Origin of the sequence: Peribacillus sp. TH27, from assembly GCF_016650915.1 — a bacterium.
Lineage (GTDB): Bacteria > Bacillota > Bacilli > Bacillales > DSM-1321 > Peribacillus > Peribacillus butanolivorans.
In genome coordinates this window covers 4,126,330-4,148,318 of record NZ_JAEKEV010000002.1, presented here as the reverse complement: position 1 = coordinate 4,148,318, position 21,989 = coordinate 4,126,330, and the positions used below count along the sequence as shown (strand labels likewise).

The 21,989-nt window shown below is 34.3% G+C and carries 22 protein-coding genes and 3 pseudogenes; 10 read left to right on the top strand and 15 right to left on the bottom strand.

Annotated elements, in window-relative coordinates; translation table 11 throughout:
* Positions 1–48: 48 nt before the first annotated feature.
* The 3 genes and pseudogenes from JFU24_RS21375 to JFU24_RS21365 all read right to left on the bottom strand — a co-directional run bounded on the left by JFU24_RS21375 (position 49) and on the right by JFU24_RS21365 (position 1,595).
* A pseudogene (locus JFU24_RS21375) lies at positions 49–588 on the bottom strand (DUF1697 domain-containing protein).
* An 84-nt stretch (positions 589–672) separates the two neighbouring features.
* Positions 673–1,188 carry a histidine phosphatase family protein gene (locus tag JFU24_RS21370; protein ID WP_057219775.1) on the bottom strand — a complete coding sequence of 172 codons (516 nt, stop codon included), beginning with the start codon at positions 1,186–1,188 and terminating at the stop codon, positions 673–675.
* A 108-nt stretch (positions 1,189–1,296) separates the two neighbouring features.
* A pseudogene (locus JFU24_RS21365) lies at positions 1,297–1,595 on the bottom strand (MazG nucleotide pyrophosphohydrolase domain-containing protein).
* Between the two features lie 97 nt (positions 1,596–1,692).
* Here JFU24_RS21365 and JFU24_RS21360 point away from each other — a divergent pair.
* Both JFU24_RS21360 and JFU24_RS21355 read left to right on the top strand, forming a co-directional pair.
* Entirely contained in the window at positions 1,693–2,274 is a 582-nt protein-coding gene (locus JFU24_RS21360; protein ID WP_056530032.1) for an LOG family protein, read from the top strand.
* A 370-nt stretch (positions 2,275–2,644) separates the two neighbouring features.
* Complete coding sequence (locus tag JFU24_RS21355) at positions 2,645–2,803, top strand: hypothetical protein (RefSeq protein WP_201250429.1); 159 nt, start codon at positions 2,645–2,647, stop codon at positions 2,801–2,803.
* Positions 2,804–2,876: 73 nt separating this feature from the next.
* Here JFU24_RS21355 and JFU24_RS21350 read toward each other — a convergent pair whose 3' ends face one another.
* Positions 2,877–3,461 carry a LysE family transporter gene (locus JFU24_RS21350; protein ID WP_201223113.1) on the bottom strand — a complete coding sequence of 195 codons (585 nt, stop codon included), beginning with the start codon at positions 3,459–3,461 and terminating at the stop codon, positions 2,877–2,879.
* A gap of 110 nt (positions 3,462–3,571) precedes the next feature.
* Between JFU24_RS21350 and JFU24_RS21345 the strand changes: the two genes are divergently transcribed.
* The 4 genes and pseudogenes from JFU24_RS21345 (at position 3,572) to JFU24_RS31400 (ending at position 7,455) form a co-directional block, all read left to right on the top strand.
* Positions 3,572–4,126, top strand: a complete 555-nt coding sequence (locus tag JFU24_RS21345) for a helix-turn-helix domain-containing protein (RefSeq protein WP_201250428.1) — start codon at positions 3,572–3,574, stop codon at positions 4,124–4,126.
* Between the two features lie 313 nt (positions 4,127–4,439).
* Positions 4,440–5,798, top strand: a pseudogene (locus JFU24_RS21340) (IS1182 family transposase).
* A gap of 659 nt (positions 5,799–6,457) precedes the next feature.
* A complete protein-coding gene (locus JFU24_RS21335; RefSeq protein WP_201250427.1) occupies positions 6,458–6,970 on the top strand; it encodes a hypothetical protein in 513 nt (170 codons plus the stop codon).
* Positions 6,967–7,455, top strand: coding sequence for an amidase domain-containing protein (locus JFU24_RS31400; RefSeq protein ID WP_201250953.1), 489 nt, complete (start codon positions 6,967–6,969; stop codon positions 7,453–7,455). The genes JFU24_RS21335 and JFU24_RS31400 overlap by 4 nt, the downstream gene beginning before the upstream one ends.
* Positions 7,456–7,900: 445 nt before the next feature.
* On the opposite strand, the gene JFU24_RS21325 is transcribed toward JFU24_RS31400, so the two are convergent.
* The gene (locus tag JFU24_RS21325) at positions 7,901–8,326 is read right to left on the bottom strand and encodes a CPBP family intramembrane glutamic endopeptidase (protein ID WP_242485488.1); all 426 of its coding nucleotides are present in this window, start codon (positions 8,324–8,326) and stop codon (positions 7,901–7,903) included.
* Between the two features lie 1,411 nt (positions 8,327–9,737).
* On the opposite strand from JFU24_RS21325, the gene JFU24_RS21320 reads away from it, so the two are divergent.
* Entirely contained in the window at positions 9,738–10,955 is a 1,218-nt protein-coding gene (locus tag JFU24_RS21320; RefSeq protein WP_201250425.1) for an IS110 family transposase, read from the top strand.
* 129 nt (positions 10,956–11,084) lie between these two features.
* Here JFU24_RS21320 and JFU24_RS21315 read toward each other — a convergent pair whose 3' ends face one another.
* The 4 genes from JFU24_RS21315 to JFU24_RS21300 all read right to left on the bottom strand — a co-directional run bounded on the left by JFU24_RS21315 (position 11,085) and on the right by JFU24_RS21300 (position 13,459).
* Positions 11,085–11,381: a GNAT family N-acetyltransferase gene (locus tag JFU24_RS21315; RefSeq protein WP_342214697.1), complete on the bottom strand. Its 297-nt coding sequence runs from the start codon at positions 11,379–11,381 to the stop codon at positions 11,085–11,087.
* Positions 11,382–11,763: 382 nt separating this feature from the next.
* Positions 11,764–12,699: an alpha/beta fold hydrolase gene (locus tag JFU24_RS21310; protein ID WP_201250423.1), complete on the bottom strand. Its 936-nt coding sequence runs from the start codon at positions 12,697–12,699 to the stop codon at positions 11,764–11,766.
* Positions 12,700–12,746: 47 nt separating this feature from the next.
* Positions 12,747–13,067 carry a class I SAM-dependent methyltransferase gene (locus JFU24_RS21305; protein WP_201250422.1) on the bottom strand — a complete coding sequence of 107 codons (321 nt, stop codon included), beginning with the start codon at positions 13,065–13,067 and terminating at the stop codon, positions 12,747–12,749.
* Between the two features lie 191 nt (positions 13,068–13,258).
* Positions 13,259–13,459: a hypothetical protein gene (locus JFU24_RS21300; RefSeq protein WP_201250421.1), complete on the bottom strand. Its 201-nt coding sequence runs from the start codon at positions 13,457–13,459 to the stop codon at positions 13,259–13,261.
* Positions 13,460–13,784: 325 nt separating this feature from the next.
* Between JFU24_RS21300 and JFU24_RS21295 the strand changes: the two genes are divergently transcribed.
* Entirely contained in the window at positions 13,785–13,898 is a 114-nt protein-coding gene (locus JFU24_RS21295; protein WP_082527405.1) for a YjcZ family sporulation protein, read from the top strand.
* 146 nt (positions 13,899–14,044) lie between these two features.
* On the opposite strand, the gene JFU24_RS21290 is transcribed toward JFU24_RS21295, so the two are convergent.
* Positions 14,045–14,608 (bottom strand): GNAT family N-acetyltransferase, encoded by a 564-nt coding sequence (locus JFU24_RS21290; RefSeq protein WP_201250420.1) that lies wholly within the window; start codon positions 14,606–14,608, stop codon positions 14,045–14,047.
* A 390-nt stretch (positions 14,609–14,998) separates the two neighbouring features.
* Here JFU24_RS21290 and JFU24_RS21285 point away from each other — a divergent pair, with 390 nt between their 5' ends.
* Together JFU24_RS21285 and JFU24_RS21280 are read left to right on the top strand one after the other, a co-directional pair.
* Positions 14,999–16,180 (top strand): YhgE/Pip domain-containing protein, encoded by a 1,182-nt coding sequence (locus tag JFU24_RS21285; protein ID WP_201250419.1) that lies wholly within the window; start codon positions 14,999–15,001, stop codon positions 16,178–16,180.
* Positions 16,181–16,226: 46 nt separating this feature from the next.
* Positions 16,227–16,757, top strand: coding sequence for a PadR family transcriptional regulator (locus tag JFU24_RS21280; RefSeq protein WP_201250418.1), 531 nt, complete (start codon positions 16,227–16,229; stop codon positions 16,755–16,757).
* Between the two features lie 467 nt (positions 16,758–17,224).
* Here the strand turns inward: JFU24_RS21280 and JFU24_RS21275 are convergent, their stop codons facing one another.
* The 5 genes from JFU24_RS21275 to JFU24_RS21255 form a co-directional block, all read right to left on the bottom strand.
* On the bottom strand, positions 17,225–17,968 hold the full coding sequence (locus JFU24_RS21275; protein ID WP_201250417.1) for an amidohydrolase family protein: 744 nt from the start codon (positions 17,966–17,968) through the stop codon (positions 17,225–17,227).
* A gap of 173 nt (positions 17,969–18,141) precedes the next feature.
* A complete protein-coding gene (locus tag JFU24_RS21270) occupies positions 18,142–19,050 on the bottom strand; it encodes a PhzF family isomerase (RefSeq protein ID WP_201250416.1) in 909 nt (302 codons plus the stop codon).
* 156 nt (positions 19,051–19,206) lie between these two features.
* Positions 19,207–19,710 carry a DUF2716 domain-containing protein gene (locus JFU24_RS21265; RefSeq protein WP_201250415.1) on the bottom strand — a complete coding sequence of 168 codons (504 nt, stop codon included), beginning with the start codon at positions 19,708–19,710 and terminating at the stop codon, positions 19,207–19,209.
* A 592-nt stretch (positions 19,711–20,302) separates the two neighbouring features.
* A complete protein-coding gene (locus JFU24_RS21260) occupies positions 20,303–20,947 on the bottom strand; it encodes a formylglycine-generating enzyme family protein (RefSeq protein ID WP_201225091.1) in 645 nt (214 codons plus the stop codon).
* 358 nt (positions 20,948–21,305) lie between these two features.
* A complete protein-coding gene (locus tag JFU24_RS21255) occupies positions 21,306–21,446 on the bottom strand; it encodes a hypothetical protein (protein WP_201188185.1) in 141 nt (46 codons plus the stop codon).
* Between the last annotated feature and the right edge of the window lie 543 nt (positions 21,447–21,989).

Below are 21,989 nucleotides of genomic sequence, written 5' to 3'. Positions count from 1 at the left end.
GCACTGGTTTGTTGAATAACTTATTTTATCTGAATTTCTTCAAACTACTCATTGCATCGCTTTTACCATGGTTTCAAGCTTTTTGATCGTTTTCCAATTACGTGCTGTGGCTGGAAGACCTAACTTTTGAAGCTGTGAAGAGAGCTTGGATTTTCGAACACCTTGACGTAAATATAGATAAACTTCTTTACCCTTTATATAACATTCTTCCATTTCACTTTTAAGGTCGAGTAAATGATTTATACCTTCCTTTGAAGGCTCTTTTGCCAAGAGAGAAAGGTGCACACTCTCTCCTTCCAATAACAAGTTAACTGGGTATGGACAATTGTTAATAATCTGTTCCAACTCTGTAACCGTTCTCAAGATAACGGTTACTCAAAAACCAAAATAATTTCTAATCTCTTGCTCAATTTGATGTTGTAATTGTTCTGCATTTTCCTCAGACTGAAATACAATATTTCCACTTTGAATATAAGTATTAACTTTATCTAACCCCATATTTGTTAATAAGTTCCTTAATTCTTGCATCTTTATCTTATTGTGTCCACCTACGTTAATCCCTCGCAGAAAGGCGATATAGAAAGTCATTTTTGCCCCTCCTTTTTTTCATTTCACATTTGACCTATTTCTAGCATTAACTCCTACCTCAACTAATCTGCCCTTCTAGCTATATTAATTTAAGTGAGATGTACTATTAGTAAATCGGATAAGTTGCACGTTCCTAATATATTCAAGGAGATGAATTCCTGTATTATCAGAATTAAACCATACATTATTATTAACTGTTGGTAATTGCAGAAAACTTTCAATAATTTTAGTTATCATTCCACCGTGTGAAATGATAGCAATTCTATTGAACTCTTTACTGTTTTCTTTAATAAAAGAAAAAATTTGTTCACCACGAACCCTAAATTCTAGTTTACTCTCAGTTTCTTGCTTTTCTATAAGGTCATCTAAGTATTCCACTGGGCAACCGATAGTATTGGATAGAATCTCAGCTGCTTTACTAGCTCTTTTCAAAGTACTACTCCAAATAAAATCTGGTGGAAACTCGTTTAATACACGATTAGACATTTTCTTAACTTGAATGAGACCTTTACTTGTTAATGGTAAATCAGTAGAACCTGTGTAATCCTTCTCTAAAAAGTCATCTTCTGATTCACCGTGACGAATCAATAAAATTTGCATTTAATCACCTCTACTTTATTTATATTCCTATATAAATTCTTCAAGGTACTATATGATTCCTCTTACTGGTTCAACTGCTTAACTTTATCAGGTTACTTAATTATGATTCTATACGCTATTCGCATTAGAATAGCGTTCAGATAGTTTCTTTTTATGGGCATTAAATACTTCTTCTAAAGGGATGTTGTACTTGTTCGCAATCACAATTAAATTACCTAACACATCTCCTAATTCTTCGGTTAACTCCTGTTTATTCTCCTCAAACGAACCACTTACTTCATCTGGTCTATCCCTGCCAATCTCAAGTGAGCGAATAGCCCGTGCGACCTCGCCAGTTTCTTCAATTCAGACCAGCCCCTTGCTTCATAATAATCTCTTACCCATTGTTGAAATTCAGTTACGTTCATATTAATCCACCTTCCATTTTAATCATTTAAGTTTAACAAAATTCCCATATTTCTGTATGATAAGTAAGGAAGACTACTTAATAGGATGTGATATTAATTGAAGACTCTAGCTGTATTTTGTGGATCAAGTAAAGGAGCATCTAATGTCTATTTAGAAGCTGCAAAAAAGCTGGGTAAAGAACTGGCTAAACGTAATATTACACTGGTATATGGGGGAGCATGTGTAGGAATTATGGGGGCAGTTGCAGATTCCGTTTTGGAAGCTGGTGGAAAAGTAATTGGAGTAATGCCTAGTTTTCTAGAAAAAAGAGAAATCTCCCATAAGAACCTAACCGAACTAATTGTAGTGGACTCCATGCATGAAAGAAAAGCAAAAATGGCAGAACTTGCCGATGGTTTTATAGCTTTGCCAGGTGGGCCAGGAACATTAGAAGAGTTCTTTGAGATTTTTACCTGGGCTCAGTTAGGACTTCATCATAAACCTTGTGGATTGTTAAATATTAATCATTATTATGATCCTCTTGTTGCTTTATTTAATCATATGTCTGATGAACAGTTCCTGCATGAAAAATACCGTTCTATGGCGCTGGTAGATGTAGAACCAAATGGCCTACTTGATCAATTTAATACATATGAACCACCAACCGTAAAATCTTTTATTACTGAAAAACAAACCTGATTATTCAAAAACAACAGGCCCGTACTCTTCTGCCCCTTTAGTTGAAGATGTAAAAATCCCGGTACATATCCAACAGGATTTTTATCAAACTTTATTCAAAATCCACAAAAAGTTCCTATCAACATAGATAGGGACTTTTATTATTTTGATTTAGCAAACTACGATTCTTTTGGTTTTTTGAAGAGCTGCCTAAATATCCAAAAATGATAATGGGCACTTGGTTAACTTTCCTGTTTGTCAATTCACTTCATATTATAAGAACAATTATAAGAAATCATTTTAGTAATTACAAACTCATTTCACCTTAGTAAATATAACCTATTATATGGCTCAATCACGTAAGCCTAACGAAGAAGGGGGCATGGTATCAATGAATTTCATAGAAATTATAAGCTTTACTGCTGAATTAGTAGGATTATTGTCAGATATAAATGAGTTTCTAATATCGGATTCTAATGCTAACTTAGGTATAGTATTTGTTGGATTTTTTCATAATAAAAAAGAAAAGGACTCTAATTTAGGAATTTAAGGTACAGTAAACAACTTTTCTTTTTAGGGTAACCACCTATGCGTTAATGCACCCGTTTAACAAGAAACCTGTTTTATTCTACAAGAATCGAAATTGCACTATACACTAATAACAAAGCCATAATTAGATTAAACTGACTTCTATACTTTTTTAGGAACCTTTGAAACAGCGAACCAAACACACTCCAGCTCATAGTACTAAGAAAACCAACAAAAGCTAGAAAAAATGAAAAAAATAATAAGCTGAAATTTGAAGTATGATATGGAATGATAAAGGTTGATACTGCTGTTATGCCATATAAAATACCTTTCGGATTTACGAATTGTAAAAGCATAGCTGAAAAAAAGCGGTTATTTTTATCCCCATCATCGTCTTTATCATTATTTTTACTACTTATTATTTTTATAGCCAGATACAACATATAGATTGCAGCTAGGAACGTCATAAAAAATTCAATTTTCGGAATGAAATTTTTAAGCAAAAGATTAAAATAACTGGACAATATCATGATTACAAAGAAACCTGCACCTACTCCTAAACAAAATCCAAGTGTCTTTTTAAACCCGTATTTGTTAGCGAATAACATTGCCATAATATTATTAGGACCTGGTGTAAAACTAGTAACAAAAACATATAGCAAAAACGACAATAAAGGCATATTGGGCCCTCCTTCTGTGATGTATGTTATAATGTCTAAAATGAACAATATAACGGTTTACTTTTTATTGTACAATACGGACGTTATATTGTATATAAAGGAGTGTATTTATGGAGGAAATAAATCTTATCCTTGCAAAAAACTTAAAAGCCTTTAGAGAAAGTAAAAAATTAAGTCTTGAAAGGGTCGCAGAGCTGACTGGAGTAAGTAAAACAATGATTGGTCAAATTGAAAGAGGAGGATCGAGTCCCACTATTACAACGATCTGGAAAATTGCAAATGGCTTAAAGATCTCTTTTACTTCTCTAATAAATAATCCGCAACCAGATACAAAAGTTGTTCTAAGAAGTGAAATTCAAACATTATCTGAAGACAACGGAAAATATCGAGTCTATCCCTACTTTCCCTTCGAAGATGATAAACGCTTTGAAGTTTATTCAATCGAGATAGAAAAAGGTGGATTCCTAAGTGCTGATTCGCACAGAGAGGGAACTGAAGAGCTCTTAACTGTTTTTGAAGGGGAACTAACTGTACGTGTAAATAACAATGAATACACAGTAAGAAATGGTGATTCTATCAGATTCAAGGCTGACAAACCCCATGACTATCTTAATTCAGGGGAAACATTAACTCGATTAAGTATGATCTTATATTATCCAACTTAAAAAACCCCGTCTTACAAGAACGGGGTTTCAGACTGTAGACAAACTCGATGAAAATCGATTTTGTCTACAGTTTTTTTGAGGGGTTGTAAAAATTCGAACGTTGATTGGAACGTAGGGCACTCGCTTTCCGCGGGCGGTCAGGGAGCCTCCTCGGCGCCTTTGCGCCTGTGGGGTCTCCCTTGGACACGCATTTCCCGCAGGAGTCTCGCACCTTCCGTTCCAATCAACTTTGTTTTAACAATTAGATATAACCACTTTTGCCTACAGTCCTTTTTGTTTTAATATAGAAGTATTAAAACTTGAGGTGATGACGATGCTTTCGAAACATAATTCTATTCAGCGAGATCAACTTGAAATGATTACTTTGGATCAACTGGTGCCAGCGAACCATTTGGTTCGTAAAATTGAGGGGCCATTGACTTCACTTTCATTTATGACTTGGTGAAAGAGATGTATTCAGAGATAGGGCGCCCAAGTATTGATCCAGTTATATTAGTTAAATTGACATTCATTCAATATACCTTCGGTATTCGTTCGATGCGTAAAACGATTGAAGAAGTTGAAACGAATATGGCTTACCGTTGGTTTTTAGGTTACGGTTTCCATGATAAAGTACCTCACTTCTCAACGTTCGGGAAAAATTATGAGCGTCGCTTTAAAGATACAGACCTGTTTGAACGGATTTTTTATCGTATCTTAATGACAGCTTCAGAAAGAAAGTTAATAAGTGCAGAGCACGTATTCGTTGATTCAACACATGTGAAAGCCAGTGCGAATAAGCGAAAATTCGAAAAGAAAATCGTTCGTAAGGAAACACGAGCATATCAAGGACGCCTTCAAGAAGAAATAAATCAAGATCGTGAAAACAATGGAAAGAAGCCTTTTCCACCGGATAAATTTGATAAAGAAGAAACCAAAGAAATTAAAGAAAGTACAACTGACCCTGAGAGTGGCTACTATGTAAAAGATGAACGAACAAAACAGTTTGCCTATTCATTTCATGCGAGTCGCGGACCGCAACGGTTTTGTGCTGGGGACGATTGTAACACCGGGAAATACGCATGATAGTCATATCTTAGAGCCTCTTGTTGAACAAGTGATTGAGAAAGTTGGAAAACCTGAAGCTGTTGCCGCAGATGCGACTTACAAAACACCAGCCATTACAAGCTACCTTTTTGGGAAAGAAATCACACCAGCTTTACCCTATACACGTCCACGAACAAAAGAAGGGTTCTTTCGCAAGCATGACTATGTTTACGATGAACATTTTGATTGTTATCTCTGCCCATCGGGCGAGATTTTAAAGTACTCAACAACAAATAAAGAGGGCTATCGCGAGTACAAATCACCCAAACACACTTGTGCGACATGCTCATTTTTATCACAGTGTACAGTAAGCAAAGACCATCAAAAAGTGGTGACACGCCATATCTGGCAAAATTATATGGAAGAAGCAGATCATCTGCGTCATCACAAGGATGTAAAACCTATATATGCGAAACGTAAAGAAACAATAGAGCGTGTATTCGCAGATGCAAAAGAAAAGCATGGTATGCGTTGGACTACTTTAAGGGGACTTAAAAAATTGTCGATGCAGGCGATGCTTACTTTCGCTGCCATGAATTTAAAGAAGATAGCCAATTGGACATGGCAAGGTCCAAGAATGGCTTAATAAAGTGGGCTCGTAGAGGCCCAATCTCTTAATCTTGAGCAAAATTCAAAGGGAATTTCAAAAGGGGTCCGGAATTAAAACATTCCGAACCCCTTTTGTCTACAAACTGAAACCCCGTCTTACAAGAACGGGGTTTTTCTTCTGTTTTTATTTGTGCCTTTGTAACAATGAAGCTATTACTAAACCTGCCAATTGAGGCCGCCAAAAAGGCGGCCTTCTTATGGCGCTAACGCACCCGTTAGTTGAATAACCCATCAATTCATTTTTGCTCTTTTTCTAAGAAATAACTGTACTCTTTAAACTTTGGCTATGTTTAAGAACAATGTTGATATTATAGGATATTTAGTGGGAATCCTATTAAGGTTCCCATACTTCACTTTAACTATATTGTTACTCAACAGTTTCTTAATCCACTTTTTGACTTCGAATGTTCTTTTCCTTTTCACTATAAAAACACCCCTTTAGATAACCATATCTAAAGGGGTACAACATCGTGACTTTATTTCAAATCCACAATTAAAACATAAAAGAAAAAAATGGAGGTACCTAACCTATTATAAAAATGAATGCTTCAAATTATTATCATTATTGTAAAAAAATGTTATGATTAATTTGTATATTTTCCGGAAATTATTATTAAGATATCAGGAGGTTTTAAATTGAAATTTCTATTTAATCGGTGTTTGATTATGAGCGTTTTTTTAACTTTTTCTATACTGCTTATAGGATGTTCTAATTCCAGTAGTAAAGTAACGATTACTAAAGAAATGGATCAAATAGTTTCAGATACCATAATGGAACAGAACAAAGATACTTTATCCGTAACAGATAAGAAATTTGAAGCACATAAAATATATGGTGCAGATGAAAAGGATGGCGTGATTAGCATCTATTTATACGCCTTATATGAAGGGTATAACAAATCAACTGGGACAGAAGTTCAAGCTGGAGGTTCATACCCTGCACGTATTAAGTTAGCAAAAGATGAAAATGGATATGTATTAAAAGAATATAAAAAACCAGAAGAAGGTGGAGAATTCATAGACTCACTAGAAGATTTGTTTCCTAGTAAATATTCAAAACAGGTATTTAAAGATCAGGGAAATAGTGCTGATTTAGGTGAACACATACAGAAACAGGTTAAAAAATGGTTAAGTAAAACGAACAAATAAATATAGCTGATGCCAGAGCATATGCGAAAAAATATTATAAGAACTATAATCCTTCCTATCCAGAATATAGTCAAGATTGTACAAACTTTGTATCTCAAATTTTAAATGCTGGTGGAAAAAGTAAGGTTGTTTCTAATAGCAACGCTAAATTAGTTTCGGATAATAAATACTGGTATATAAAGAGTTTACCTAAAGGCGGAAAAGGAAGAAGTGCCTCTTGGACAGTTGTACCGGATTTGTATTCTCACCTAACAAGAAAGCAAAAAGGATACAGTAGTACAAGTAAAAGTTCAATTATTAGTAATGCTAAAGCCGGAGACGTGATTCAATTTAAAAGATCTGATTCAAAACGTTATACACATTCCATGTGGGTTTATTCAAAATCTAGTGATAACCTTAAACTTTCTGGTCATACAGATAATCATTTAGAAAGAAGTTTTAATGCTATTAAGGGTTATAAAACTTATAGAATAGTAAAGATGTAATATTCAAAAAAAGCCCTGTAATTCTTTTATTAAAAGGCAAGATATTTTATTAATGACTTGATAAAAAGGAAGAATTATATAATGTTGCACATTATATAAGACAAAAAAAGAAGGATAGATAAAATTTGCTTTATCTATCCTTCTTTGTACTACATATGACCTCATTTACTACAACAACATTAAGATTTACTACAATAAAATAAAAAATTCGTTGTTCAATTAAAGCGCCTTTTAGTGGAACAACATAAAGGGCGTTTTTAAGTATGATTTTGTTTTAAAGTTTGATCATTTTCCATACTTCTTATAGAACTAAAGCACCCGTTTGTTTAAGTACATCCATTCACAAACTTTGTTATCTATGTATTGAAATAGAACAAATATCTCTTTTCATTTAGTACATAAAAGTTGCCGTTTGGTAAAGAAAGTTATAAAGTGCTTTTATCAGTTACACCATACTAACAAATAAATTATGAAAGGAATGTAATATTACAACCGACCAAAATGAACCTGTTTTTTTGTATACCACACCAAAGATAAATCCAATTAGGAAAACATAGATATGGCTCCACCAATCGAAGAATACACCTTCATAAATCCAAATAGCGTAATGTACTATTAAGAATAATAAAGAAGTGATTATATTTGCTTTCCAAAAAGCTAGTCTCTTATTAAGTTCTTGTAAAATTAAACCTCGAAACACAATTTCTTCGGTAATTCCAACCAAAAGAATACCGTTGAGATAGTTGCCTAGTGATAAGTTAAAATTAAATGATTGGTCATTTAAAATATATACTTCGAAGGCGAAATATAAACCTAGAAGTAGTGAAAGAAATAATCCCAAGAATAAGCCTTTCTTTATGTTAATATTCATTTTCAAATACTTGATTGGGTTAGTGTGTAAATAGAACTTTATGTACAACCAAACTGGAACTATCCATACAGAAATCTTAATCAATGCATTTAAAAAGGCAGATATAACATCACCCAATGGATTAATATACTGCACTAACCATAATTCTTTAAGAACCCAAATTAAATTGAAGATTACTAGATACAATATAAGTATCATTGTATCATTTTTTTGACTATACTTTCCAGATGTGTTTTTGATTCCATACTCGCCCCCAAAAAACTATATATTTCACTTAAAGTAATTACACAATACTATATTATACCAAACGAATTCTATTGAGCTAACCTGCCCCTTTAGTTGCATAAGAAAAGGAGCTGCTGATCAGCTCCTGATAATGAAGTAAAGCACCCTTTAGTTCAAGACAAATTCATCTTAAATTCACTAAAACGTCTTTTTGCTTCTTTCCTTAAACTCTTTAAACAAATAACCAAAACCAATAAATATAAATACGAAGGAAACAAATCCAACGATTTTAGAAGGATAAAAGTTTTCAAAGAAATTAAGAAAGTAAAATAGAAAACCAAATGATATATAAATTGATGCAATAAGATGCCTCATATTCCCCAACCCTTAATTCAATAAATTTACATTTACCATTTTACGCTAATTCTGTAAAAAAACATACCCTTATTGAACTATCCTGCCCCGATAGTTGCATAACAAAAAGAGCTGCCAAAGCAACTCTCTTATTGAAGTAAAGCACCCGTTAGTTGAGGATGCTAAATTCAATACTTATCTTTTTTCCAACGTTTATATTCTACAAATTCTAAAACTATTTCAAACAAGTAACCTATTATACATATTACAAATGCAGTTTCAATAATTAATTCTATGATGGAAGAACGGAAATGAAAATAACGTATGACTGAATCCGATAGTAAAGTAAAAAAGAAGAACAAATGTAAGACTTTTTGCCTTTTAGTTAGTTGTGAGATAGGTTCAAACATAGAGTATTCTCCAATATATTTTAGTTTTTATATAAGGATTTTACCATTCATAAAATAAAAAAGTAACCCAATTAATGGAACTATTATGCAACTAACCTGCCCCTTTAGTTCCATAAGAAAAGAGCTGCCTTAAAGACAGCTCCAATCTTCAGCTAACGCACCCGTTAGCCAACCATGCAGCGCACAACCAGCGCTGCACCACAGAGAATGAAAATGGTGGAAAACCGTCCATACTGATTCTATGGCTGGGTGAGGAAGGTCGATGAACTATGGTGCCATTAGAGCCCATCCGTTAGTCTGACTCCAACGACCTCGGTGCATCACAGACTGTCGCTCCCTTACGGGAAGCACTCATGGTAGATTAATCCTATTCTGGTTTTTGCACCAGCCTCTAATTTTTTGCCATAGAAAGGATGGTTTCAATGGAAGTTATCATTGAACGAGTATGCGGAATGGATGTACATAAAGATAACATTACCGCCTGCATTATGACCCCCGAAGGAAAGGAGATTCAAACATTTTCTACAAAAACGGTGTTTTTAATTCAACTGATGGATTGGATTAAATCACATGGTTGCACTCATGTCGCTATGGAGAGCACAGGTGTGTTTTGGAAGCCTATCGTGAACTTAATTGAGGCTGAAGAAATGGAGTTTTTAGTTGTTAACGCACAACATATGAAAGCAGTCCCTGGTCGAAAAACAGATGTCAAGGATGCTGAGTGGATCGCTCAACTTCTTCGTCATGGTTTATTGAAGGCAAGCTTTATCCCTGATCGAAATCAACGAGAATTGCGTGAGCTTGTTCGGTATCGTAGAAGTATTATTGAAGAACGAGCCAGACAGCATAATCGAATTCAAAAGGTGCTTGAAGGTGCAAATATCAAATTAGGCTCTGTCGTATCGGATATTATGGGTGTTTCATCAAAGGACATGCTTCATGCGATCGCATTTGGTGAGGATGATCCTGAGAAACTAGCAAACCTTGCGCGACGTTCGATGAAGAAGAAAAAAGATGATTTAATCCTTGCCCTGAATGGGTATGTGAATCCTCATCAACGCATGATGCTTAAAACGATTCTAACTCATATTGATTTTCTGACTGAACAGATTGAAAACCTCGATCAAGAGGTTGCCCAAAGAGTTAGTGTGTATCAAGAAAACATAGAACGACTGGATTCAATACCTGGGATTGCCACTCGAATGGCAGAACAAATTCTAGCTGAAATCGGAACGGACGTTGAAAAACAGTTCGAAAGTGCAGCCAGATTATGTTCATGGGCCGCCCTCGTACCAGGACACAATGAAAGTGCAGGAAAAAGGAAATCAACCAGAGGCAAAAAGGGAAATAAATATTTAAAATCTGCTTTAACTGAGGCTGCTCATTCAGTTGGAGCCTCCAAAAACTATCTTGGCGCTCTATACAGACGGACAGCTGCGCGAAAAGGAAGAAAACGAGCTGGAATTGTCGTTGCCCACGCCATGTTAAGAATTTCTTATTATCTTTTAACAAGGAAAGAAATGTATGTAGACTTAGGCGAAGATTATTTTGATAAGCAAAAGCAAGCTTCCATTGTACGAAATTCGGTCCGAAGGTTAGAAAACTTAGGATATACCGTAAATATATCAGAGGCATCCTAACCACCGATTTATTAGGAGATCTAATAAGGCGTCGCTCTTTTTCAAAAAAATTGAAGCTTGCGTTTTATTTAATATGGTCTTTTTTCTTATTATTAGTGTTTAATTTTCATGGTAGTTGAAGAAGAATTTTTAATAAGACCAATAGAGTTTGTCCTCTGTTGTATTCGTTTTATGAAATCCAATTTTTTTCAAAACTCTTTTAGAAGCAAAATTATCTGTATCGCAAGTAGCTATAACCTTTTTAACATTTAGTCGAGATAATCCCCAACCTACCATTGCTTTATCCATTTCAGTTGCATAACCTTTACCTTGATAACTTGGTACAATACTATACCCAATATCGATAATATCTTCTTTGTTTGGTCCGCCTTTAAAACCCATATCACCCATAATCATATTATCTTCCTTATGGATGATAATTCCCACTCGATAGTTGCTGGTGGCTTGCTCGTTACGTCACTTGGTATGAATTTGCAGATGATAAGTGGGTTAAGAACAAAATGTATTATGTTCCTCACATGGAAAGAACAAATCAATAATACGGTAAGCCTGTGTTGTCGTCCGTCACCTTTGCGACTAGGGAACAAATAGACAGCTTCTTTTGGAAGTTTTTCAATGTAGTCAGCAATATCAGCCATCAAGCTTATTAAATAAACGGTTCTTTACTTTACGAATTTTAAAATTAGATTTTTCTTTGACTTATAATAGTCCAAATATGTTATTTTTCCATAGATATGAAAACTGTTGATATATTGCCATTTAAAGGATGGTAAATTACAGACGTTACAGAAATCATTATCCTGTAAAACTAATTCTGCTTTTTGATACTTATCAAAGACTGATTAAACTTGACTGACTCTTCCCACTGGGGAAAATGACTTGAATTTTCGAACCAAATGAGTTTTTTTGTCGTTTTTATTGTGTGATAGTAATCCTCTACTAATGAAGAAGAAACATGCCTATCATGACGCCCCTCAAAAAACGTAATAGGGACATCAAAACTCTTGTATTCACTAAAATCAATTTCCATGAGCTCTTGCCACAAATATTGTATAGATTGTAGACTCCCTTTTTCACGATTGATTAAATCTTTAAATGTGTACTTTGATGAAAAAATGAAATCCCATACCAGTTGGTAGTAATTGCTTTTTCCATATAAAGAATGTCTGTATCGAACCACTAATTTAGTAACGAATAATAAATCGTTTAACCAATCTTTTTGAGTCAATGAAAGGTCAATATTTTTCAATCGCTGAACAATCTTTTTTTGATTTTGTTCTTGACTTTCTTTCAGAACGAATTCATATTGACACTTCAACCCTTTTTTCATGTTAACTACTTGACCACATCCAAAATAACTATGTACTAGCTGTGGATATTTTTTAATGAAAATTAAGCCTAGGACACTTCCCCACGAGTGCCCTAAAAGGTAAACTTTTTCTTGTTTAAACGTTTCTAACAAATAATGAATTAAACTGTATAGGTCTTCTATATAAGTTTCAATAGATATTTGTTCCTCTTTCGAAAAAGTATAGTAAGATTTCCCAGCCCCTCTTTGTTCCCAGACTACAACATTAAACGTTTTTCCAAGTTCTGAGTTATATTTATAAATCAGTGGTAAAGCGGCATCACCTGGACCACCATGCAAATACACTAAAAGAGGAAGATTGTTATTTTCACCAAAAATGGTAATAAATTGTTTTGAAGAGCTTATTTTTATATAGTTTGACACTTGAGTTTTCATTTTCTTCTCCTACCTTACTATCGTTTTTGAGATTCAAGATAACATCTTTATTCTGTATAAATTCTTATATTATCCATATCTTGAGCATCCATTTCTAAAAACTTTATAGTAGAATCCTCGAACTTTGTTTTTGCCTTTCGAAGCATGTCAGGTGAATAATCAATTGCAGTAATAGCTAAGTCCGAGTAATTTACTATCTCTAAATCAGCACCCGTCCCTACACCAACAAACAAGATTTTTTGTTTGTTATCAAATATTATTGATTGAAATATTTGTTTTCGAGCATTTAAAAAGATACCCGAATTAAAAAACTTATCATAAATTGGAGAACCAATTTTATATATAAATTTATTCCAAGAATTATTCAAACTGCTTCACTCCCAATTCAAGCTTAATTCTAATCAATTTCAAGTACTATTTATCTCCAAATTATATCTTTCCTTCTTCAATTAAACTGCCCCTTTAGCTCTATAAGAAAAGGAGCTGTTTCCAGCCCCATAGAAGTAAACATCCTTTTCGTTTAATTAAGTGCTGTTAGTAATATCAGAAAGTTAACTAGTTATTTCCTTTTAAGACTGTTTATTAAGAAATGAATAATGCCAACTATCAGAAAAATATAACCAAATCCAACTAACAATTCAGGATTATTCATTTGCGTAGTAAGCTCTTCTAATAGACCTTGAGCAAAACTTGAATAACCAATTGCTAAAAATATTCCTCCTCCTACTAGATAAAGAATTGCTATACTGTATTTTTTCAATCTAAATTCTCCTCAAAAAATATTGTTCGCCTGGTGCTAATTGTCTCCCTAACTTCCGTAGTTTAAAAAATCCTTTATAAAATATTTTGACTCTTCTTATTATAGTCCTTAATGAACTAAACTGCCCCTTTAGTTGCATAACAAAAAGGTTGCTTCAGCAACCTTCCTTATTGAAGTAAAGCACCCGTTAGCTCAATAAGAGGTACCTCCGACACTTTATCCTATGAGCAGAGATGGAGACTATTGTGTCATTTTCCTAATTAGAGCATAAGGTGATATAACCCACAATAAGTTCCTCCTTAATACAAAAAGGAGATGTTTCTGTATGTCAGATGGCGGTTTTGGATTTGGTGGAGGTGGAGGTTTCGCCTTTATAGTCGTTTTGTTTATACTCTTAATCATTGTTGGAGCCAGCTTTGTTGGTGGAGGCTGCTGCTAAAAATAGTATGAAAAATAGCCGACCTTTATTGGTCGGTTTCTTCAACTAATCTGCCCCGTTAGTGCCATAAGAAAAAGGCTGCCTCAGCAACCTGCCTTATTGAAGTAAAGCACCCGTTAGTTCTATAAGCATGAAGTGGTTTACCCTTATTTTAGATTAATCCACTCGCTTTTCTCCCAATCATTTTTTAACAGGCTAAATGTAATTATGTCTTCATAATGGTCATATAACCATTGTCCATCCCGTTTAATTCCTTCTTGAACAAATCCCAATCTTCGTGGAATAGTTATACTTTTTAGGTTATTAACTGCAACCTGAATCTCAATTCTATTTAAATCCAACTCTTTAAATAGGTAGTTTACTAATGAACTTACACTCTTAGTTATTATTCCATTCCCTTGTGCTTCTTCTGACAAAAAATAGCCGATACTTGTAGCTTTGTTCTTCCAATCAATATAATGCAGACCAATCATTCCAACCAGCTTCCCATTATATCTAATACCTGCATCTAATCCATTATTATTAGCGTAATTGTTTATCCAAATCGATATGATAGGCTCAAAATCCTGTGCAGATTTTCTTTTATCAACCCAAAGTAGCCATTTTCGTAAATGTTCTCTGTTATTATCTACTAATTTGAATAATTCCTCTTTGTGCTGCTGTTGAAGTAACTCAATTCCTATTTGATTATCTACTTTGAATGAGAACATCTTCCAGCCACCTAATTTTTCCCTATTTTAACGCATGTTTTTATTTTATAAAATGTTATTCAACTAACCTGCCCCGTTAGCTGCATGAGAGTTACTGTTGCTCCTTTTTGGGTGATCATGGTCATATGCGGCAGTTAGAGAAGGGTTTTTGGCATACAAGGTTGCCGAAGGAATTCAAGTTACAAATGATCTCCCTAATAGTTACCCCAAAAAAAGTAGAAGATTTGACGTCCTGCTTTGTTGGGGTTTTTTTCCTCTGCATAAAATTTTTCAATTGACTTATTGAAAAAAATAAAATAAAATTCAAAGTACTTATTTTAAACTACTCTAACTTGAGTACTTTGAATAAAGTAACATGTTAAAATTAACTCAAAAGGATGGATTCAACAGATGAAATTTACTAAATTCTTAAAAACAAGAGGGGCAACTGCGGCAATCTTTATGGGGATTTTCTATGCTGTTGCCATGCTAGGCATCTTCTTGCCTGGGTATACAGCCATTCCAGGAAATGTCGATAAATTACCTATCGCTATCATCAATGATGATGTCGGTAAGAATGGTGCGATGATTGCCGAAAAGTTACAAGAAAATTTACCCTTTAAAGAAATCGAGACGGATATAACCAATAAACAAGCCTTAAAAGATTTAGAGAAAAATGATTTGGCATTAGTCGTACACATCCCAAAAACCTTCTCTGCGAATATGCAAAAAGGTGAAGCGTCATCAAGCATTGACTTTACAATCAATGAGGCAGGGGCAACAGTCGTTTCTTCTACCATGAATGCTATCGTAACTGAAATTAACAATCAGTTAAGCACACAATTCTCACAACAAACAGCCCAGGGCGTATTGATGAACTTTAATGTACCAGAAAAGCAAGCCGCAGAATTAGCGGAAAAGATTGAGAGATCCTATGTCGGAAATGTAGTTACAATCAACGAAATACCAGATGGTATGAATAATAATATGCTGCCAATGTTCTTAACAATGGCCGGTTATGTTGGGGCGATGATTGGAGCGATGCAATTAGTAGGTGCATTTAAAGCCAGTCGAGGAAAAGCAAGTAAAACACGTTTATTCATTTATGTTCAATTAGCTGCGTTATTGATTGCAGTTATTTCATCACTCGTTGCTGTAGGTGTAGCGTATTTAATTGACAAGCCAAGCGGTGACCTATTCTTCAGTATAGTAGGTCAACAAATTTTAAACTATATGGTATGTTTTAATTTCACAGCGATTTTAATCTTCTTATTAGGTGAAGGCGGCATGATTTTAAACTTACCGATTTTATTAATTCAAACAATAGCAAATGGTGCCACTATTACACGTGATATGATGCATTTACCATATGAATGGATGAGCCACATTTCACCAATGTATTACTCGGTGCAAGCGTACTTTGCAAACCTATATGGCAGCATTAGTCCAAGTCCGTATATTTGGTCAATGGTTGCGGTTGGTGCTGTTTCGATGTTAATTAATATGGCTATTGTCGCGTTTATTCAAAAACCAATGCCAGGACAGGTTTCTGAAACAGAAGCTGAAAAGAATGCGGCTGAAATCACAGCTTAGGTTTTGCTACAATAAGGAGATAATACTTCTTAAAGGAGCGTAGGAAATGTCTATTCAAATTTTTATATTGAGCAAGCTTATGGAAGATAAAAATTATCCTTATAAATTAAAAAAGCAGCTTTCAGAACCCATTCCGTTGGATCGCCTAGGCGGGTTAACTGAAAGTAAACTGTACTACCATTTTGAATCATTAGTAAAACAAGGTTTAGTCGAGCCAGTTGAAGTGATAAAAGAAGAACATCGGCCTGATAAACAGGTATTTGCGATTACTGCTAAGGGTCGCGAAGAACTACCAAATAAAATCTATAAATTATTTGAAAGTGCGAATGAAATTAAGGATATGATTGTTGGTTTAGCCAACATCAAGTATGTAGACCGGGATAAAGTAGTAGATATATTAGAAAAAAAAGTAAAGTCCATTAAGGCTATTTGGGAGCAGCTTGAGAATTTCGAGCCAGACCCTAAAGGCAACGAGAATATTCGTGAATTTTTGGATGGTTATTTTTCGACCAGAACAGATCACACAATATATTGGTTTGAAGAGTTAATTAGAAGGATTAAGACTAATGAATTATAAGTTTACTCAAGAGTAGGATTTTTGGCAGGAGTTCACAAAATGAATAATGTATATGTCATTACTGGTGGTTCAGGCGGAATGGGCAAAGCGATTGCTGAATTAGTTGGTAAAAAAGGAACACTATTATTAGCTGATATAAATAAAGAACGACTAGAATAAGCAAAACAAGAATTAGCAGTCGCAGGGGTTACTGAATTGTAGATGAATTAAACACCTTTGTTAACCCATTGAAAATTAAAAATTTTAAAGAGCCTTACTAACATTCTTTGTAGTAAGGCTCTTAGTTTTCTATTCATAATTAAATTGTTTCCCTATATGATTACAAAAGATTAAATTAAGTTTTCCCATCATGAAGCTTAATAAAATGGAGTGCCTAGGCGCTTTTCCCTTTAGCTCCATAAGAAAAAAAGAGTTTACGTGTACTCACTCACAAACTTTAAATTTTCATTCTAAATCTTAAGGCTGAATTACTTAAAATACCATTTTAACGCATTCGTGTACAATATTTTATCGGATGCTTTTTCATCAAATAGACGCTGAATCAATTCAATGTCTGCATACTCAAAAGGTCTTTTCGCCCTTGTAGATGGCAAATCTGTTCCGAACATAAGAGCGTCTGGATTAATATCATAAATAGAGTGTAAGGCATTCTCAATATTCAATTCTACACGACCAAAACCAGTTGCTTTAACTCGAATGCCTTTATCCACCAGCCTTAATAAATGAGGTAATCCTTCTTCAGATAATCCTAAATGGTCAATTGATATGGCAGTTAATTTTTCAATAGTAGATGCAATTTCGGGTAACTCTTTTGCATCAATATAAAGTTCGCTATGCCACCCTACTAAATCATAAACTCTCCTTGCAAAGTAATCGAGCTTCGATAAATCTTCTGAACCACCTCGTTTTATATTAAAACGTAATGCTTTTACCCCATTTTTATTTAAACTTATAATCTCTTCGTCCGTCACAGTAAAAGGTAATTGCGTAACGCCACAAAATGTTGAACCCATTTGTTTAAGTGCCTTCAATAAATATTCTTGATCAAACCCTTGGAATGACCCAGATACAATCACTCCACCTAATACATTCAAATCAGCAGTTTCATTTTGATAATCTTCTACAACATAGCTGGGTGGCAAATATCCTTGGTTTTCGATGATTGGAAAATCAAAATCAATAATATGAAAATGTGCATCAAAAATTCTCATTTCAAATCCCCTTTCTTTTCTTTAACATATCAATTATGGTACATAAATAAAATTGTGGGTTATTAATACAGATTCATAAGTTTATCTTATTGCACTATCCTGCCCCGTTAGTGCCATAAGAAAAAAGCTGCCTTTTAAGACGCTTCGATCTTAAGCTAACGCACGTTGAATGGCTATCCAAGTAATAACTCGGACTTAAATACGATTACAGCATTTCCCGCAATCCTTACTTCCTCTGGTTCCTGATTACAAATTTTCACTTGAACATCAATGACACCCGCCCGGTTTATAGCTTCGCCCTGCACTGCTTTAAAACTAAATAAAGTATTATCATGTTTGACAAGTCCATGGTGTATTAAGTATGCGCCTAAAGGGCCGTTCGCATTGCCTGTAACAGGGTCTTCGTTAATACCAATTGCTGGAGCAAACATTCTTCCATGAATTAAGATTTCGGAGTCGGGAGCATTCATCGTAAACACATAGAAACCATTGCAATTAATTAATCCACTGACTTTTGTTAGTAAATCCATATTAGGGTTTAATCGGTGAAGAAGTTCCGAATTTTTAATTCCAATCATCACCTTGGAATGCCCAGTAGAAACGATTTGTACTGGACAATCTTCTAATAAATCATTTTCACTAATATTGAAAGCTGTAAATATGTTTTCTAAAGCTAGACCATCAATCACCGCATCAAAACTTATACTACCCTGGGTCATTATAATTTTGTAATCATTATCTTCTTTAATCACATCGACTGGTAAAATGCCAGCACCAGTTTTATGATAAACTTTACCTGTATTTAAACTATTTTCAACTGCACGAGCATAGTGGGCAGCAATCGTCGCATGTCCACAGATGGGAACCTCATGAGTAGGCGTAAAAAAACGAATATGTACATCAGATTCGCTATTGTCTGATTTAAATATAAATGCCGTTTCCGAATTGTTAAGCTCTCTAGCAATCCTCTGCATCTCACCCGAAGATAAACCATCTGCATTTGTAATTACACCAGCAGGATTACCTGATAATTTTTCTTTCGTAAATGAATCAATTTGATATAATCGGTACTTTCTTGCCATGTCATTTCCCACCTTTAATATAGTGAATTTCCGGTCCTTTATACTATCTATAATTCTTATTATATTAAAAATTACCCCGTTAGCTCCACAAGAAAAAGGAACCGCAGCAACCACAGTTATTGAAGTAAAACACCTGTTAGTTCAACAAGGTTTACATTATCCCTGACGTAATATTTTTTGAAACATTTTTGGTTGATGTTTTTCCAAAACCTTTATCAATTCTTTTCCAAAAATAGTTATGGTTCTTTCCCAAGGGTGCCCTAATAATCCCCATTCAAAATTCTTATGAATAAAAAAGTAATAATCACCGTTTGGAAAAATAGGTACTGTCCATTCATCAAATTCACTTTTCGGAAACTCCAAACGGGGGTTTATCCAATAACCTGGATGTTGCCAATCTAACGCATACATATATTCATTTTTCTGTGTGAGTTCTTGAAAGACAAGCAATGATTTTTCCTCTAGGTCATTATAAATCTCATCATAAGTATCTAAATCTACGGACACGTTTAAATACTTGGATACATCATAAGTGATAAATGGATTTGGCACTTCAAAAGATGGAAAGTCTGACATACCCGGTTCAAATTTAAATGCATCATATATCCTATCCCATACCGCTTTATATTCTAATGTAGATAATTCAATCCAATTTTCCATTTGAATAGCCACCTTTACGATGCTTTTAATGAGGGTTATTATATCATTTCTTGTAGAACTAACCTGCCCAGTTAGTCCCATAAGAAAAAGGTCGCCACAGCAACCCCTGTTTTTGAAGTAAAGCACCCGTTAGTTCAATAACAAAGTCTAGGAATCTCCTCATTCCAAGAACAAAATAGATAAAATTGAATAAAATGCATCCCATTATAAAGGGTTACATTAATAAATCTTAGCATATATAATTCTAAGTTTGTGTTGTATGAGAAAGGTAGAGGATCTAGCCAGGGTGGATTTTATTCATATAATTTCAGATGCAATCATAATGAGATCTACTTCCTATTCCAAGATAAAAATGGCAATAGAAAATCTAAGCTCTGAATGATGGTTCGGGAGCTATATGAGGGATCTTTTCTGTTTTAAAGAGGGCTTAAATAAAAAATTATTTAGGTTTTATCAATAAAAAAAGCAGATTTTCCTACGTGGAATGAACCCGTTTTTTTGGATTTCATCTCATTAAACAAACACGTGTAGCCAGTCACTGTTATCCGTTAGTTGTGCTGTAAAACCTCGAAGGTTGACTTGTTTGTTGAAGTTAAAAAGACTGGGCAAGACGGAATCCAAGGTCGTCTATACAAAATGACGGATGGCTACGTCGACGACACGAAGCCCCACAACCCCTGGCCTCTTCAGCCCAGCTACCCCCTCGGAAAATTCGGTAGGAGCCGTACACTTGTTCATCATATAAATCCCAACACCACTCCCAAACATTCCCTAACATATCATACAGACCCCATATATTCGGTTCCTTTCTTCCTACTTCATGGATCTTGCCTCCTGAATTTTCGTTATACCAGGCAATCTTATCAAGCTCTCCGTATCTATAACCAGTAGTCCCTGCTTTACATGCATATTGCCACTCTGCTTCTGAAGGAAGTCGATAACCGTTTGATTCCCAATCACAAATAATGTTTTCACCATCATTACTTATAGAATAACACTCTTTCAGTCCAGCTTTCTGTGACAGTAGATTACAAAAAGAAATTGCATCATTCCAAGAAATATTCACAACCGGTTTTAGATCTCCGTCAAAAGAATTAGGTGATTTATTTGTAATAGCATAGTATAGACCCATAGTTACAGGATACCGGGCAAGAAGAAACGGTCTTATTTCAGCTTTCCATTTGCTTTTTATTCTATCGTCTCTTAATTCTATTTCTCCCCCTGGAATTTTTACCATAGGATAGTCAATATAACTCTTTATTTTATTAGACACTCTACCTTCCTCCTAATGATCTTGATTTTATAACCTTATTTCATCTTTTCTTAATCCTAATCTCATTATTTCAACTCCTTTAAATATTAAATTCACTCTTTCACTAAGAAATTCCTTCTTAAACTAACCTCCTAGTTCATTAAGGAAAACCAAAATCAAATCGGTACATCTTTTTTATAAACAGTACGACTTAATTTTAAAACTACACTTAAACACATGACAAAACCCCACCTGTTTCCATTTAGCAACTGGTGGGGTTTCTATTTGGCTTCTACATCTACATCAACCGGGAGGTCCATCTTGTGCAATCACGCCCTTTCATTTAAATGGCTAATTTACTGTATTCATCCAACTGATCTTTGGTTAAATTTTTGATGAAGTGGTCGAAGTTGATCGACTCCATTTCATACCTTTCACAAATCTTTAAATAACTTTCATAGGCTTTATCATAAATGTTCATCATCTGATTCCTCCTTCTGTTATATAACAATAAATTTAACTTATAAATAATATATAACAACGTCATTTTATTGTCAATATTATTTTCTGAAAATTCTAAATTGAACCGTTTCCTTTAGTATTTCCCCCATTGTTCTTCGCTAACCGTCTACTTTAAAAAAAACCTGACACTGCTCTTTAATTGGATAATTTGCCTTCAATGGGTAAAGTAGTATTATGAATGCCCCCCTTTGTGTAGCTTTAAAATAAAGTTTGCTTAAATTAACGCTTTTAACCTGGATATAAAAACAAATATGAAGAGCATGTTTTGAAAATAGATTAATCAAAACATGCCCTTATTAATTGGATTTATTCTTTTATAAAAAAGATTGATCATTATTGTGTTCCTTCATGAATGAACTAACGCACCAGTTAGTTCAACAAGGATTTACTCTGTGTAAATAATTACTACTAACTTCGACTTAAAAATGTACAATAAACTAAAAAAGGTTCGTGGTATCTAATGATAAAAGGAAATAGTTATATTCTTGTTTTCACTGTGCTTGTC

Coding starts and splice junctions, on each gene's coding strand:
- JFU24_RS21370 (WP_057219775.1), bottom strand. CDS start 1,188: ATGCAAATTTTATTGATTCGTCACGGTGAATCAGAAGATGACTTTTTA.
- JFU24_RS21355 (WP_201250429.1), top strand. CDS start 2,645: ATGAATTTCATAGAAATTATAAGCTTTACTGCTGAATTAGTAGGATTA.
- JFU24_RS21350 (WP_201223113.1), bottom strand. CDS start 3,461: ATGCCTTTATTGTCGTTTTTGCTATATGTTTTTGTTACTAGTTTTACA.
- JFU24_RS21345 (WP_201250428.1), top strand. CDS start 3,572: ATGGAGGAAATAAATCTTATCCTTGCAAAAAACTTAAAAGCCTTTAGA.
- JFU24_RS21325 (WP_242485488.1), bottom strand. CDS start 8,326: ATGAATATTAACATAAAGAAAGGCTTATTCTTGGGATTATTTCTTTCA.
- JFU24_RS21320 (WP_201250425.1), top strand. CDS start 9,738: ATGGAAGTTATCATTGAACGAGTATGCGGAATGGATGTACATAAAGAT.
- JFU24_RS21310 (WP_201250423.1), bottom strand. CDS start 12,699: ATGAAAACTCAAGTGTCAAACTATATAAAAATAAGCTCTTCAAAACAA.
- JFU24_RS21295 (WP_082527405.1), top strand. CDS start 13,785: ATGTCAGATGGCGGTTTTGGATTTGGTGGAGGTGGAGGTTTCGCCTTT.
- JFU24_RS21290 (WP_201250420.1), bottom strand. CDS start 14,608: ATGTTCTCATTCAAAGTAGATAATCAAATAGGAATTGAGTTACTTCAA.
- JFU24_RS21285 (WP_201250419.1), top strand. CDS start 14,999: ATGAAATTTACTAAATTCTTAAAAACAAGAGGGGCAACTGCGGCAATC.
- JFU24_RS21280 (WP_201250418.1), top strand. CDS start 16,227: ATGTCTATTCAAATTTTTATATTGAGCAAGCTTATGGAAGATAAAAAT.
- JFU24_RS21275 (WP_201250417.1), bottom strand. CDS start 17,968: ATGAGAATTTTTGATGCACATTTTCATATTATTGATTTTGATTTTCCA.
- JFU24_RS21270 (WP_201250416.1), bottom strand. CDS start 19,050: ATGGCAAGAAAGTACCGATTATATCAAATTGATTCATTTACGAAAGAA.
- JFU24_RS21265 (WP_201250415.1), bottom strand. CDS start 19,710: ATGGAAAATTGGATTGAATTATCTACATTAGAATATAAAGCGGTATGG.
- JFU24_RS21260 (WP_201225091.1), bottom strand. CDS start 20,947: ATGGTAAAAATTCCAGGGGGAGAAATAGAATTAAGAGACGATAGAATA.
- JFU24_RS21255 (WP_201188185.1), bottom strand. CDS start 21,446: ATGATGAACATTTATGATAAAGCCTATGAAAGTTATTTAAAGATTTGT.